The sequence below is a fragment of the Crossiella sp. CA-258035 genome (assembly GCF_030064675.1).
Lineage (GTDB): Bacteria > Actinomycetota > Actinomycetes > Mycobacteriales > Pseudonocardiaceae > Crossiella.
The window spans coordinates 3,581,548-3,595,666 of record NZ_CP116413.1 but is presented as its reverse complement, the minus strand read 5'-3'; the positions used below and the strand labels follow the sequence as shown (position 1 = coordinate 3,595,666).

The 14,119-nt window shown below is 70.6% G+C and carries 12 protein-coding genes; 6 read left to right on the top strand and 6 right to left on the bottom strand.

The window, feature by feature from the left end; genetic code table 11:
* Positions 1–33 precede the first annotated feature (33 nt).
* Both N8J89_RS16555 and N8J89_RS16550 read left to right on the top strand, forming a co-directional pair.
* A complete protein-coding gene (locus N8J89_RS16555; RefSeq protein WP_283665242.1) occupies positions 34–486 on the top strand; it encodes a glycine-rich domain-containing protein in 453 nt (150 codons plus the stop codon).
* 64 nt (positions 487–550) lie between these two features.
* Positions 551–1,216 (top strand): class I SAM-dependent methyltransferase, encoded by a 666-nt coding sequence (locus N8J89_RS16550; RefSeq protein WP_283665241.1) that lies wholly within the window; start codon positions 551–553, stop codon positions 1,214–1,216.
* Here the strand turns inward: N8J89_RS16550 and N8J89_RS16545 are convergent.
* Complete coding sequence (locus N8J89_RS16545; protein WP_283665240.1) at positions 1,195–2,349, bottom strand: hypothetical protein; 1,155 nt, start codon at positions 2,347–2,349, stop codon at positions 1,195–1,197. The genes N8J89_RS16550 and N8J89_RS16545 overlap by 22 nt on opposite strands.
* A gap of 760 nt (positions 2,350–3,109) precedes the next feature.
* Complete coding sequence (locus N8J89_RS16540; protein ID WP_283665239.1) at positions 3,110–3,250, bottom strand: hypothetical protein; 141 nt, start codon at positions 3,248–3,250, stop codon at positions 3,110–3,112.
* 126 nt (positions 3,251–3,376) lie between these two features.
* Between N8J89_RS16540 and N8J89_RS16535 the strand changes: the two genes are divergently transcribed.
* The 4 genes from N8J89_RS16535 to N8J89_RS16520 all read left to right on the top strand — a co-directional run bounded on the left by N8J89_RS16535 (position 3,377) and on the right by N8J89_RS16520 (position 9,592).
* On the top strand, positions 3,377–4,339 hold the full coding sequence (locus N8J89_RS16535; RefSeq protein WP_283665238.1) for a hypothetical protein: 963 nt from the start codon (positions 3,377–3,379) through the stop codon (positions 4,337–4,339).
* Between the two features lie 424 nt (positions 4,340–4,763).
* Entirely contained in the window at positions 4,764–5,864 is a 1,101-nt protein-coding gene (locus N8J89_RS16530) for a tetratricopeptide repeat protein (protein ID WP_283665237.1), read from the top strand.
* Positions 5,865–6,294: 430 nt separating this feature from the next.
* Positions 6,295–9,090 (top strand): ABC transporter substrate-binding protein, encoded by a 2,796-nt coding sequence (locus N8J89_RS16525; protein ID WP_283665236.1) that lies wholly within the window; start codon positions 6,295–6,297, stop codon positions 9,088–9,090.
* 136 nt (positions 9,091–9,226) lie between these two features.
* Positions 9,227–9,592, top strand: a complete 366-nt coding sequence (locus N8J89_RS16520; RefSeq protein ID WP_283665235.1) for a DUF7676 family protein — start codon at positions 9,227–9,229, stop codon at positions 9,590–9,592.
* A gap of 80 nt (positions 9,593–9,672) precedes the next feature.
* Here N8J89_RS16520 and N8J89_RS16515 read toward each other — a convergent pair whose 3' ends face one another.
* The 4 genes from N8J89_RS16515 to N8J89_RS16500 all read right to left on the bottom strand — a co-directional run bounded on the left by N8J89_RS16515 (position 9,673) and on the right by N8J89_RS16500 (position 14,116).
* Entirely contained in the window at positions 9,673–10,389 is a 717-nt protein-coding gene (locus N8J89_RS16515; protein ID WP_283665234.1) for a uridine kinase family protein, read from the bottom strand.
* A 162-nt stretch (positions 10,390–10,551) separates the two neighbouring features.
* Positions 10,552–11,439, bottom strand: a complete 888-nt coding sequence (locus N8J89_RS16510; protein ID WP_283665233.1) for an ECF transporter S component family protein — start codon at positions 11,437–11,439, stop codon at positions 10,552–10,554.
* Positions 11,436–13,040 carry an ABC transporter ATP-binding protein gene (locus N8J89_RS16505; RefSeq protein WP_283665232.1) on the bottom strand — a complete coding sequence of 535 codons (1,605 nt, stop codon included), beginning with the start codon at positions 13,038–13,040 and terminating at the stop codon, positions 11,436–11,438. Before N8J89_RS16505 ends, N8J89_RS16510 begins: the two co-directional genes overlap by 4 nt.
* Positions 13,037–14,116, bottom strand: coding sequence for an energy-coupling factor transporter transmembrane component T (locus tag N8J89_RS16500; RefSeq protein ID WP_283666184.1), 1,080 nt, complete (start codon positions 14,114–14,116; stop codon positions 13,037–13,039). Before N8J89_RS16500 ends, N8J89_RS16505 begins: the two co-directional genes overlap by 4 nt.
* Between the last annotated feature and the right edge of the window lie 3 nt (positions 14,117–14,119).

The window sequence follows — 14,119 nt, the reverse complement described above, 5'->3', positions numbered from 1 at the left end:
CCAGACTCGCCACGAAGAAGGGACACCTTGGCGATGCCCATCACGCCCACCGCCGTCCGTGACGCCCGCGACTACCTCCCCGCCGCGCAGTGGGACCGCCTGGTCACCTTGATCAGACGCGACCACCACCTCGACCGAGCCCTGTCCGAGCGGATCTTGGGCCAGACCATCGCCTTCCTCATCACCTGTTGCCGCAACCCCGGCTTGTCCCTCCGTCCGTCCCCGATGGTCGACCTGGGCTGGCACACCTTCCTCCACGACACCCCCGCCTACTGGGAGTTCTCCCAGCTGCACAACGGCGAATACATCCACCACATCCCCGATCTGACCGAGAACGACCCGGAGAGCCCACTGGCGCTGCGCGCCACCATCCAGGCCATGCGCGACTCCGGGTTCATCGTGGATGAGGAACTGTGGGCGGGGCAGGCCGCGGACTGCAACCAGTGCTACGCCGGGTGCAGCAACAGCCCGCGCAAGGCCGCGTAGCCACCGATAGGCTCGCCGCGCCCCAGTTGCTTGGGGCGCGGGGAGCACCATGGGGAGGCTCAGCATGACGATGACGGCGGTCCAGGCCTGGGAACGCTTCGCCTCGCGATCCACCCCCCGCCGAGAGGTCAACGCCGCCGGAGCACGGACCTGGCTGAACTGGACCCAGTACCCCGACCACGGCCCTGACGAGACCCTCCTCGGTGACCTGGCGGGCAAGGCCATCCTGGAACTCGGCTCGGGCAACGGGGACAACCTCGCCCACCTGGCCACCCTCGGCGCCCGCTGCACCGGCATCGACCTGGCCCCCACCAGAACCGCCGCCGCACAAGCCACCTGGTCCGGTTGCGGGGAGATCACCTTCCTCACTGCGGAGGCCGTCGGCTACCTCGACGGCGCAACCGAACAGTTTGACATCGTGTTCTCCATCTTCGGCGCCGTGTGGTTCACCGACCCCGCCGTCCTGCTGCCCCGCATCCACGCCGCGCTCAAGCCAGGTGGGCTCCTCGTCTTCTCCCACCTGCCCACCGTCGCACCCCTGGCCGCCGGCCGGCCGGTCCAGAAGTGGGAACTCACCCCCGAGGCATGGCAGGAGTCCCTGCACGGCGCGGGGTTCAGTGACGTACGCACCGAGTTTCTTCCGGCACCAGCGCCCGAGCAGGAGGGCACCCTGCTCGTCCGCGCTCGCGCAAGCAACCCCGGTGACCGTCAACTGATGGTGGGGCCGTAGGTCTTCGCTGCGTGACGCAACTTCGTCAGCGCACCACGGAGCCGGGGCTTGAGCGCCTTGCCGATCACGATGCCGGGCAGGTGCTCCTGCACTACGATCCTGACCTTGGCCTTGTCGTCCTCGGCCACGGCCGCACGCAAGTCGTCCAACGCCTGGAGCGTTTTCCGGTGCCCGGCCAGGGATTCCCGAGCATTCGTCGTCAGCTCGACGGCCCGGACGATCGCCTGGTGGAGTTCAGTCCGCATCCCCTTCTGCCACGTCGACACCTCCCCCGCACTGTCCCCGGTCTCAGCCCGGCGCCTGTTCAGGCTGTCCGCTGCTTCTCGGGGACTGAGCGCGGTGGCCGGAACGTCGCCACCAGCGGTCTGTTGTGCCAAGTCAGCAGGGGAGGTCACCGGCGGCGTGGCTTCCCGCGCGTCCGCGCATCCGGCGCGAACGGTGAGTCCGAGATCGGCCGGATTGAGCGCGGCCACGCCGAATCGTTGCAGCACAACGCTTTTGGACACCGGGGATGCCAGCAAAACGGTCTGCCTGTGGACGTGGGCCAGTGCCAGGGTGTAGGCCTCGCCTGGTGTAACCCCCAGGTCGTCGACATCGACTACGGCTTGGACCGCCAGTTGGGGTCGGTTCGCCGGGGTCGGGGACACCCCGAGCAGTGCGAGTTCCTCCAGCAGGTTCTCCATCGGCAGCGGCGGATCGGCCTGGTTCGCCGAAGCGACCCCGCGCAGGCTGTCCAAGGCGAGGCCGAGTTCGAGCAGTGAGCCGTCCGAAACCAGGATGAGCTGGGCGCGGGCCAGGATCGCGGCCAGGATGGCCGCGTCGCGGTCATCCAGCACGTCGGGGTCGAGCAAGTAGGCCAGCACCCTCGCGTCGATGACCATCGTGGACAACTCCGTCGCCTGGCCGTCGGGCTGGGCAGGCTCGACGGGGTCAACAGCTCCGCCGTGCGCGGCACACGCCGCCGCCAAGCCCGCCAGTCGAGGGCGGAGCTGGGTTATGACGTGCTCGGCGGTCTCGATGACGACCCGGCCATCGGCATCGAGCCGACCGATCAGGCGACTGGGCAGGCCCCCGGGCAACTGCTTGCACCACTCGGCCGGCAACTGCATCCGGCCTCGGCCGTCCACGCTCACCCGTTGCCTGGTCCGCCCCTGGTGGCGACGTGGGACTGACCGAGCGTTACTGATCATGCGCAGATTGTGGCTTAGCGCTGCCGACGGGCTTCACCCGGATACCCCGAGGGCCAGTTCACGGGCAGTGTGGATCTGCCGGGCAAGTGGAGTTGCCGGGCAGATCAAGTTGCCGGGCATGTCGACCCGACCGACAGTGTCCGGGGGTAGGGAACTGCCGTGCACGTTGCGCCTTCGGTTCGGCCGACAACACCAGTCACGGGTCGACGCTGCCAGCGGTGGCCCTACTACTCCGATGACCTCCGGGACGGCGGTGCGGCTGCGACACCACCGTCCGGGGTCCCGAACAACAGCTGGGTGTCCGTTGCCAATGAAGGTTGTCCCTCCGCCATCGACGTTTGCCCAGGAGCCGGTTTGTGCCATCCGAGTCTGTCTCGCTGCCGAGTTTCCGCAGATTGAGCACGTAGGACGTGGCTGGTTGCGATGGGCACGAGCATGCGGGTGCCGAGTTCAGGACGGTCTTGAACCCTTTGATCGTTTGCAGCGAAGAATGGCCTCCCAGGTCATAGGTCTGCCGCCGAACACACTTCACTTGCAACGAACATCGGCGATGTGTGATTCGGGTCGAAGCGGAGTTGTGCGGTGTTGGGGCTGGTGCCGAGCGCGTGGGCGAACTCGTGCCAGGTGCGGCCGGTGGCTCGGGCATCATGGACGAGTTGGGGCAGGAAGCGTTCGTCCTGGTCTGAGGCCGGCGACCAGCCGTTCACCACAGGTCGGCCAGTAACCTGGTCATCGCGTCCACGATCTCGATCAGGACGACGCAGAGCTGCAGCGCGGCGAGGCCGGCCTGCAACACAATGACGAATCGCGACGGTCGACGGGGCTTGCGGGAGTGCCTGCTCAACGTGGTCACCTCTCTGCGGGATCCGGTGATCACAGGAAACCCGGATACGCGCTGACCAGGTACTCCGCGCCGTTCCTCTCCAGCGGAGGACCCGTTTCGGGCCAAGGCCCGGGATACTCCACCACCATGTATGACGGTCCCCTCGACGACGTGGCGATCAATGTGCGGACGAAGAGCGGCAGGTTGCTCACCGGCCGCAAGCTGGCCAACAGTCCTGTGGTCCGGGCGTGCCTCGAGAGCGGCCGGCGACTGGCAGAGCGAGAGCTGTTAGGCCATGTGGGCGATGAGTATCTGCACCGCCCGTTGCGAACACTGACGCGGGAGAACATCGCCGACGAGGCGGAGCTGATCTTTCAAGAGGCGGAGAAGCCGCGTGACGGGCAGCTCGCTTGCGCGCTCTTCGGAACGCCACCCGACTGGAAGAAGGCCAAAACCAGGCCCTCGGTCGGCACTATGAAGGATCCGTGGCCCACTCTTGCCCTCTATATGGGTGACCTGGTCAGGTACGCGCTCTTAGACCGCTACTCGCTCACCGAAGGGATGCTCGACGAAGCGACACGTGCTGAGCTGCGCGAGGCGGCGGCCTTCAGCGTCGTGGTGGACAAGGTCGCTTACGAGGACATGAAGATCGTGTACGCCGACGAGACCTCGGCGCGGTTCCAGTACCTGGCCACCGGCCTGGCCGACTTCCACGAACAGATCAGGGAGGCGCTCGGCGGCGTATACGAGCACTCTTTTCGCTACTGGCGCGACGTGTACGCGGATATCCTCCAGGCGCGCGGTGTTTCGCTGCGCCCAGGGATCTCCCTCGACGAGCTGACGATGATGCTGACCGGGATGGCCCAGGGGCTAAGCCTGCGCCACATCGGAGCCGCCAGCGGCAAGGTGATCGACCACCACGATCGGTGCTCCGTTCTGGGCAAAGCCTCCCAGATCCTGATCGCCGGCGCCATCGACCCAGGAGACGGCCGAGAGGTTGCGGACGTCGTCGACGAGCTAATGGCCGTGCGAGTCCCACCCGACGGGGACCGCAGGAAGCCGGGACCGTTCCGTGCCTGGATCGGACGGCTCAGGCGTGGGCGGCCTTGAGATTGCCGCTGGCCCTGGCGATCGTGGCCGCCCGCGCCGCGACCCACCCCCAGTTCTTCCCTCACCGCGCTGGCCGGGAACTCCGCGAGGACGCCAACCGCCTCGACGTGCTCGACACCGGCGAGATCACCACCAGCCTGCGCACCGTCGTCGCGGCCACCTACCAGACGCTGACCCCAGCGACTGCCCGCCTGGCTGGGCTGCTCGCCCTCGCCCCGGGCCCGGGCCCGGACATCGGCCTCCCCGCCGCCGCGGCGCTCGCCGGTGCGCCCCCACGCGCCACCCGCCATGTTCTGGGTCAGCTCACCCGGGTGCACCTGGTCCAGGAACACCGGCCCGGTCGCTACCGGATGCACGACCTCGTCCGCCTCGGCGCGCCGCCGAACGCGCCCGCACCGAGCACCCCGGCGCCGCCCTCGCGGCCGTGCTCCGGCAGCTGTGTGAGCACTACCTGCGCGAGGTCACCGAGACCACGACCGAGGCACTGTCCTGGATGGACACCGAGCGCTCCACCCTTGTCGCGGCAGCCGAGATGGCCATCGGCCGAGGCTGGTCACCACCAGCGGCAGGGCTGACCATCGCCATCCAACAATGCCTGGACGACCGCGGGCACTATGAACAAGCACTGGCCCTGGGCCGCAAAGCCCTGACCCTGGAAGAGTCCACAGTGGACGCGCCAGGGCTCACCCTGCTCGCCCTGACCCTGTGGCGGCAAGGAAACTTCGCCGGATCCATCCCCATCTATCGACGTGCGCTGCACGCCGCAGGGGTGATCGGCGATCGCCGCAGCCTCGGCCGCGCCCACAACGGCCTGGGTTTCGCCTACTGGCGGCTGGGCGTTTTCCCGCAGGCGCTGCGGTGTTTCCAGGCCGGGCTGGATGTCGGCGCGCGGATTGGGGATCACTCGATCCAGGCCTACGCCCGCACCGGCATCGGCTACCTCGCACACTGGCGCCGCCAGCCCCACAGCGGACTGGCCCACCACGAGGAAGCCGTGCTGCTGGCACGGCTGGCCCACGATCAGGAGGTGGAATGCCACGCGCTCAACGGAATCGGCCTGGGCGCACTCGCCGTGGGCCGAGTGGAGCAGGCTCTGGAGTACTGGCAGCGTGCCCTGCACCTGGCCCGCCATACCGGCAGCCCGTTCAGCGAGGCCCGAGCCCTGGTCGGCTTGGGCTGGGGCCACCAGCGCCACGGCGAGCCGGACACCGCGAAGCGCTACCATCGCGCGGGTCTAGAGGTGGCCCAGGCCATCGGCGACCGCTACCAGCAGGCCCGTGCCTGCATCAGCCTCGCCGACATCCACACCATCCGCGGTGAGGCCGAGGCGGTCAGGGTCTCCGAAGTCGAGGTCGGACTCCGCACTGGATCACCGCGCCGGGGGTGCCGCACGGCGAGCCGGGCTGACCGTGGACCGAGCGCGACGTGTGCAGCCGCAGCCAGCCGGCCGCAGTGGTGCTGGCGCTACTGTCCTGCTGTGGCGGCCCACGCCTCAGTCGAAGCGGAAGCTCGTAGTCGCCTTTAGCGCCGGGCCAGGACAGTCAGCCATCTTCGGACTCCAGCACCCGTGCACAGGGTGGGCAAACTCGTTGCCCGGTGCCAAATCCTTGACCAGCCGAGCTGGTCCTTAAATCCGGTCAAGGGTGGCGATGGACTTCTGGCCGGGCATGGACAAGACGGTGGCGCTGGCTGCGGCGCTGACTTCAAGGAAGCTGCAGGTCAGCGGCGTACGCCAAGTTGAGGAAGTGGTGCAACTCGGACACTCCCTTACCCCACGGCGCCCTGCCGGTGGCGCGGGAGATGCTGCACCACCGCGGAGGAGAACCCGGCCCGGCGGCCGGTCGTCCACGTGGGCGGTTGATGCCAAACCGCATACAGCGCGGGAACGCGCACCTAGACTCCCCCTTCTCCCGGTCGTCACGGTGGGTGGCGACCCAGGAACGGGGAGTCAGCCAGTGGCAACTCCGTCCTTTCGTGGCCTGCACGCGCTGCTGACCCAGGTCGCCCGGCTGCTGGACCGCCCGCGCTGGCGGTTCCGCCGCAGGTCAGGGGAGATCAGGGGCGACCGGCCGACCCCGTTCCTGTGCCTGCTGCGCGGCAGCACGGACTGGAACGTGCAGACCGGCCTGGAGAACTGGCTGCACTCCGCCGGACCGCCCAGGGTGCAGCACGCCCGGATCGACGTGGCCGCTGCCGAAGCCCGGGTGCAGGACCGGGTCCGGCGCGCCGCCGAGGACCGCGAACCGCCGCTGTTGCCGCTGCTGGACGAGCTGTGGCACCTGCTGGAGGCGGACCGCTTCGGCGTCCGGCTGAGCCGGTTCCGGCACTACGGCCTGGCCGACTGGCTCACCTGCCACCAGCCGGCCGCCGGCCGCGGCACCCGCGCGCGGGTGCTGGAGACCCTGCACGACTGGTACGGCGGCGCCGGCCGCCCGCACGCCCAGCAGCAACCCGGCCCCGGCGACGCGGCGCCCTGGTGGTTGCAGGCGCTGACCTTCCTGCTGGTGGCCTGGCACCGGCCGGTCCGGTTCCGGCTGTGGAGCCACGGCGTATGGCCCTTCGGCGCGGTGCCGCGCTGGCTGATGCGGCAGCCGTTCATGGTGCCCGGCCATTCCACCAGCTTCGCCGGGTTCGCCGAACGCCTCACCCCCGGCCGCCGGGACGAGGAGAACCTGGACCAGCTCAAGAAGCTGCTGGTGCACGCCTTCCTGGAGGATCTGCGCCGCGCCTACCGGCCGTTGCGGCTGCGGCCCCGGCGCTGGCGGCGCACCGCCTACGTGGTGCTGCTGCTGGAGGGCATCACCGAGGACAACGGCGGCTGGGAGCTGCTCCAGTTGATCAACGACGTGCGCAACGAGTCCACCGCGCACGATCCGCTGTTCGTGGTGGCCACCGCCACCGCGAAGCCGTCCGGGTTCCCGGACGGGACCCCGCCCGCGCCGGTCAGCCGGGCCAAGGTGGAGGTGGACCGCTGGTACCACGAGCTGCCCCGGCGCAGGCAGTCCCTGCGCGAGGACGCCCGCTTCGTCTTCCTGCGGCTGCCCGGCGCGGACGAACCGCCGCTGGACGCCGATGAGTCCGCCTGGCACGAGCAGGTGGTCCGGCCGCGCAAACCCCCGCTGGCCGCGCGGCGACTGGTCATCGCGGCCGCGCTGACCGTGCTGCTGGTCGCCGCGAGCCTGCTGGGCGCGGAGTCGCTGCTGGTGCGCTGGCAGGGCGACTGCCTGCCGGTGACCACCTCGGCCGGGGTCGCGGTGCGCTGGCTGCCCGCGGAGCGGACCTGCGTGGGCTACAGCGACTCCGCCGCCCAGGTCTTCGGCCGGGACGATCGCCTGCTGGCCGCGCAACACGCCCTGTTCGAGCAGAACGAGCTGGCCAAGACCCTGCACGCGGAGAACCCGCGACGGCCGCTGGTCTCCCTGGTCTACTTCGCCGATCTGACCCACCCCGGCGCAGAGGCCGGCACCGACGCCTCCACCTCCGAGGAGCTGGAGGGGCTGCTCATCCGGCAGCGCCAGCACAACCACAAGGACCAGGTCAAACCGTTGCTGCGGATCGTGGTGGCCAACGGCGGGGACAAGATGACCGCGGCCCGCACCGTGGTGGACGAGCTGCTGGCCGAACTGCTGCGGGCGGACCAGACCGTGCTCGGCGTGGTCGGCATGGGCTTGACCGTGCCCGCCACCGAAAGCGCCATCGGCGCGATCGGCAACCTCGGGGTGCCGGTGGTGGCCACCACGCTGACCGGGGACGCGCTGCCGGACCGCTCGCCGCTGTACTTCCAGATCGTGCCCGGCAACCAGGTGGAGGCCGAGCTGATCGCCGAGTACGCCCGGTGGGCCGGCCAGCCGGTGACCATCTACCACCCGAAGCTCTCCGACAACTACCTGGAAAGCCTGGTCAACCTGACCGCCAAGGCACTCGGCCCGGAACGCGGCGGGCTGCGGCCGTGGGAGCGGCGGGTCGGCGAGGTCCGGATCGAGTGCGGCCAGGACAAGATCGCCTTCTTCGTGGGCCGGGAGTACGACTTCCCGGAGTTCCTGCGCGAGGTGGTCGAGCAGTGCGATCTCAACCGCCCCACCGTGATCGGCGCGGACACCGTGGCCAGATTCGTCTCCCAGGCCGAGCTGCGGCGGCGGGACGAGTTCAACCAGGTCACGGTGTCCTTTGTGTCCATGGGCACACGGATCGTGCTGGCCGGGCGGTCCTGCCGCAACGGCGGCGCACCCGAGTCGCTGGTGGCCAGGGTGGCCAGCGGCGGCCCGGAGGCCACCCAGCCGCTGAACACCTTCTGCGCCGGCTACCGCGCCTTCCGCAACCTCACCCAGGCCGGTCCCGGCGAGGAGGCCGTGGCCGCCTTCGCCCGCGAGGCCACCAAGGGCGAGCACCTGCCCTGGCCCGGCGAACGCATCGGCCTGGCCTACGACGCGGCCGGGCTGTTCCTGGCCGCGGTGGAACGCAACCAGATCCGCGACCGCGTGCCCGATCCACGCAGTGGCAAGCCCGCCGAGGACGCCGACCACCTCCCCCACCGCGGCGCCATCGCCCAGGAACTGACCCAGCTCGGCGATTTCCAGGGCGCCTCGGGCCGGGTGAACTTCCACGAGTCCCGCACCGGCACCACCCGCCCGGCGGCCATCCTCACCGTGTCCAATGTGCACAACCTGGACGAGGTGCCGCGCTGCCAGTTCATCGTGCAGGTGCCGGTCGGCGGGAACGGGCCGCGGCCGTGGGGCTCGCCGAGCTGCTGATCACCACGGCAGGTTCCCGGCACCAGCCTCCGCCAGCGCTGTTCCCACTCCGCCAGGTTCCCGCCGCAGACCCGGACGTAGGCCAGGGTCAGGGCGCGGGCCGCGCGGTGTTCAGCCACATCACCAGGTTCGTGCCGTGCTCAAGGGCCTGGGCGGCGAACCACGCCGCGGACCTCAGCTGGCGCGGGGTGGGCACAAGTCGCCCCTGGGTACCGCCAGCGGCCCCGAGCTCGGCCGCATCCGCCGCACCGCCCGCGCCGAGCTCTACCGCGGCATCGGCCGCGACGGCACCCCGACCACGTGGGGCCTGCGGCTGTTCAACGGCCGCGACGAGCAGCAGATGACGGTGATGCTGCCCAACCCCTTCCTCACCGACACCCAGGAGATCCGGGACGAACCCGACTTCGGCCGCCTGGCCGCCTGGGACCAGCTCCGCGCCGACTATCTCGGTCTGTCCCCTGACCCGTTCGACCGCACCGGAAAGGGCTTCTGCCACGGCTGAAACCGTTCGCTGACACCGGTCTCATTCCCCTGCCGGCACCGTTCACTCAGCCAGCGCCCAGTGCCGACTCGGCGCCGTCATCACGTGGCACCAAGTCCGGCCCCAGTCCGACCGGGCGGAAGGTCAGCCTTTCCCGCACCCGCACCCGCACCTCGAGTCCGTCGGCCGCGTTCTGCGGGTGGGTAGTCCGATCTGGGGCTCGTCGGTGGGGCGACGACCAGTTCGGTGTCCGGGTCGTGCTCGATGTGCGGAGGGCCTGCGACGATCATGGTGGCTCGGGCCCACGGCTGTTCCCGCGACAGGAACGGCAGTTCCTCCAGCGTCCAGTTCGCCACGTGCTCCAGTTGCTCGGCGGAGTCACCGTCGCGGGCGGCCAACAAACGCTCTTGCTCATCGAGATCGCCCTGCATCCACACCGAGGCGTCCAACCACGGGGCGAGCTCTTCACGGATGACGCCGGTGCCCTCGACCCAGATGAAAGCGGCACCGGCGGGGATGGTGATCGATCCGGGCCGGTCGTGGGTGATCCAGGCATCAGGGCGGAAGTCCACCGCCTCACCCTGGTGCAGGGGTCGTAGGACATTGTCGACGAGCACGGCGCCCCAGTCGAAGCAGGAGTGGTTCCAGGCGATGTCATCGGTGTGCACGATCGCGGAGTTGGGCACCGTTTCGCGTAGCCGCTGGGCAAGGGTCGTCTTGCCTGCCCCGCCCCGGCCGTCGATTGCGATCACCCGAGGACGTCCGGTGATGTCGGGCGCTGCATCGCGCAACCGCCGGACGGCGTCGAGCACGGTCACTACCCGCCAACCGATGGCCTCGGTCTCGCCTGGGTGGAGATGCATCGGCAACCGGTCTCCGGGGCTGAGGGCACAGGCCCAGCTTGCCCGAACGGGCCGCAGGTCGCCCCATCTTATCGACGCCGTGGTCACCAGGCCACGGCTGCCTGGCCAGGCAACTTCTCATCCCATCGGCGGTGTTCCCGGTCGTGCCGGGTTCAGCGAGCGTGCCGTTGCACCGGTACTGGCGATCTCCGGCTGCACGAACGTCACCGGCGCGTCGAAGGCCGCGCGCCGCGAGGCCCGGCGCAGGACCGCCAGCACCGCTGGTCCCACCAGCAGGATCGCGATGGTGTTGGTGATCGCGCGTCCGGTGTCCCAGCCGAAGGAGGAGGTGATCAGGGTGAAGATCACGAAGCGGTGCAGGTTCTCCGCCACCGGTGCGCCTGGCACGTAGCCGAGCTGGGTGTCGATGCTCGCGGTGAACGGCCAGAACCACATGTTCATCACAAAGCCGAAGAAGTACGCGGCGAAGACGCCGTAGGCGATCAGCAGCGCCAGCTCCCACCGTCCGCGCACCCGCCGCGGCAACAAACCAGCGCCCAAGCCCACCCAGGAGCAGGCGACCATCTGGAACGGCAGCCACGGCCCCACCCCGGCGGTGAGCAGGGCCGAGGCGAACAGGGACGTGGAGCCGAGCACGAACCCGAAGCCCGGCCCGAACACCCGCCCGGCCAGCACCAGCATGAAGAACACCGTTTCGATGCCTGCCGTGCCCGCGCCCAGGGGCCGCAGCGCGGCGTTGACCGCGGAGAGCACTCCGAGCATGGCCAGGGCCTTGCTGTCCATGCCGCCGCTGGTCAGCTCGGCCAGGATCACGGCCAGCAGGACCGGCAACGCGATCACGAAGATCAACGGGGCGTCGCCGCTGTGTGCCATGGCCTCCGGGCGGGCCACCACGAACAGCGGCCAGAGGAACATCGCCAGCCCTGCGATCGAGGCGATCACGAGCACCAGGGCGGTGCGGGGGCTGACCCGGATGGCCCTGGTGTCGGGCAGGAACCTGGTCATGCCAGCGCCTCCTTGACCTCGGCGACGGTCAGCCACGGCGCTGGGCTGAGCACTTTTGCCACCTGCGGGGCGAAGGCCGGGGAGGCCACCACCACCTCCGCGGTGGGCCCGGTGGCGACCAGCTCGCCCTCGGCCAGCACCGCGACCCGGTCGGCGATGGCCGCGACCAGCTCCACGTCGTGCGTGGCGACCACCACGGCGTGCCCGACGGCGGTGAGGCCGCGCAGCAGCTCGCCGAACTCCCGCTTGGCCTGGTAGTCCAGGCCGCGCGTCGGCTCGTCCAGCAGCACCACCCTCGGCGCGGCGACGAGCTGGATGGCCAGCACCAGCGCCAGTCGCTGCCCCTCGGACAGGTCACGCGGATGTGCCTCGTCGCGCACGCCCGGCGCGAGGCGGTCCAGCAGCGCGCGGCACGCCCCGCGGCCGGCACCGCTTTCGCGATCGGCTTCGGCGCACTCCTGCGCGACCGTCTCCAGGTACAGCAGGTCGCCGGGGGTCTGCGGCACCAGGCCGACCAGGCGACGGGCCTGTGCGGCGGAGCCATCGCGGGGATCGGCGCCCGCCACGGTCACCGTGCCGCCCTGGCGCGGGCCGGAGCCCTGGACCGCCCACAGCAAAGAGGACTTGCCGGAACCGTTGCGGCCCATGAGGGCCAACACCTCCCCGGCGTGCAGGTCCAGGGACACCTCGCGCACGGCCACGATCTCGCCGTAGCGCACCACCACCCGTCGCGCCGACAGCAGTGCCTCGCCAGTGCTCGCGCCGCGGCCGTGCTCCGGCAGCGGCCGTCCTGCCAGGCGCTCCCGCAGCGGGGCGGCCTGACGGCGGGCATCGCGCACCGACAGCGGCAGCGGGCGCCACCCGGCGAGCCTGCCCAGCTCCACCACGGGCGGGGCCACGGTGCTGGTGATGAGCAGGTCGGCGGGATCACCCTGCTCCACCCGTCCGCCGCCGGGCAGGTGCACCAGCTTGTCGGCGTACTGCACCACCCGTTCCATGCGGTGCTCGGCGACCACGACGGTGATGCCCAGGTCGTGCACCAGGCGGGTGATCGCGGCCAGCACGTCCTCGGCGGCGGTCGGGTCCAGCGCGGAGGTCGGCTCGTCCAGCACCAGCACCCGGGGGTGGGCGGTGAGCACCGAGCCGATGGCCACCCGCTGCTGCTGCCCGCCGGAGAGTGTCCGGAGTGGACGGTTCCGGAGCTCCGCGATGCCCAGCAGGTCCAGCGTCTCCTCGACGCGCTTGCGCATCACCTCCGGCGGTATGGCCAGCTGCTCCATGCCGTAGGCCAGCTCTTCCTCGACGGTGTCGGTGACGAACCCGGCCAGCGGGTCCTGGCCGACGACACCGACCAGGTGGGCCAGCTCGCGGGGCTTGTGCGTGCGGGTGTCCAGTCCGTCCACGGTGACCCGGCCCCGCAGCAGGCCGCCGGTGAAGTGCGGCACCAGGCCGTTGATCGCGTTGAGCAAAGTGGACTTGCCCACCCCGGTGCGGCCGACCACCAGGCACAGCTCACCCTCGGCCACCGTGATGTCCACTTCGGACAGTGCGGGACGGGTCGCCCCCGCGTAGGTCACGCTCACCCGGTCGAATCGGATCACGGGCGACGCTCCTGGGACGGCGGAGGCGGGCTGAGCCAGGCCGGCAGCACTCCGGCGAGCACTCCCGCGGTGGGCAGCAGGGACAGCTCGGGCCAGGCGAGCGGGTTCAGCGACGGGTACAGGTCGGCGGGGTCCACCGCGCTGGTCAGGTACAGCAGTGCCCCTGCGGTGATACCGGCGGCGGCCACCAGGAACTCGGCGGGCCGCCACCGGTCCGGCCGGTACACGCTGCGCCGCACCCGCTTGCCGCCGACGGCGAACCCGGCACAGGCCAGCGCCAGGCCGCCGAAGAGCACGGGCAGGCCGAGCAGCCGAGGGGTGCTGCCGTCGAGCAGCCCGTACACCCCGACGCACACGCCGAACAGGCCGAGCAGCACCAGGCAGCCGGTGAGCAGCCGGGTGCGGGCGGGCACCTCGCCGCGCCGTCCGTAGCCCCGCGAGTCCATCGCCGCGGCCAGCAACAGGGAACGGTCCAGCGCGTCAGCCAGGACCGGGATCACGATGCCGCGCAAGGCCCGCATGCCCCGCTGGGGCCCGCCGCGCAGCCGGCGGGCGCGGCGCACCCGCAGCACGCTCTCGATGAGCTGCGGGGCCACCGACAGGGCCACCACCACGGCCGTGCCGACCTCGTACAGCGCGCCGGGCACGGCCTTGAGCAGGCGCTTGGGGTTGGCCAGGGCGTTGGCCGCGCCGAGGCAGATGAGCATGGCCGCCAGCCGGAGCCCGTCGTAGAGGCCGCCGAGCAACTGTTCGGCGGCGACCGGCCCGAACAGCCGGATGCCGGCGACCAGTTCGGGCAGCACGATCTGCGGCAGGGTGAACAGCACGGTCTCGCCCTGCCCGCCGCCGAAGATGATCCGGAACAGCACGCGCAGCGCCACGATGACCGCGCCGAACACCAGGTACATGCGGAAGCCCAGTGCCCAGGGCGCGGAGCCGCGCCTGGCGACCACCACGTAGCCCGCCACGGCGATCACCAGCACCAGCAGCAGCGGATTGGTGGTGCGGCTGGCCGCGGTGGCCAAGCCCAGCGCCCAAAGCCACCACGCCGCCGGGTGCAGCGTGCGCGGCAGCACGCC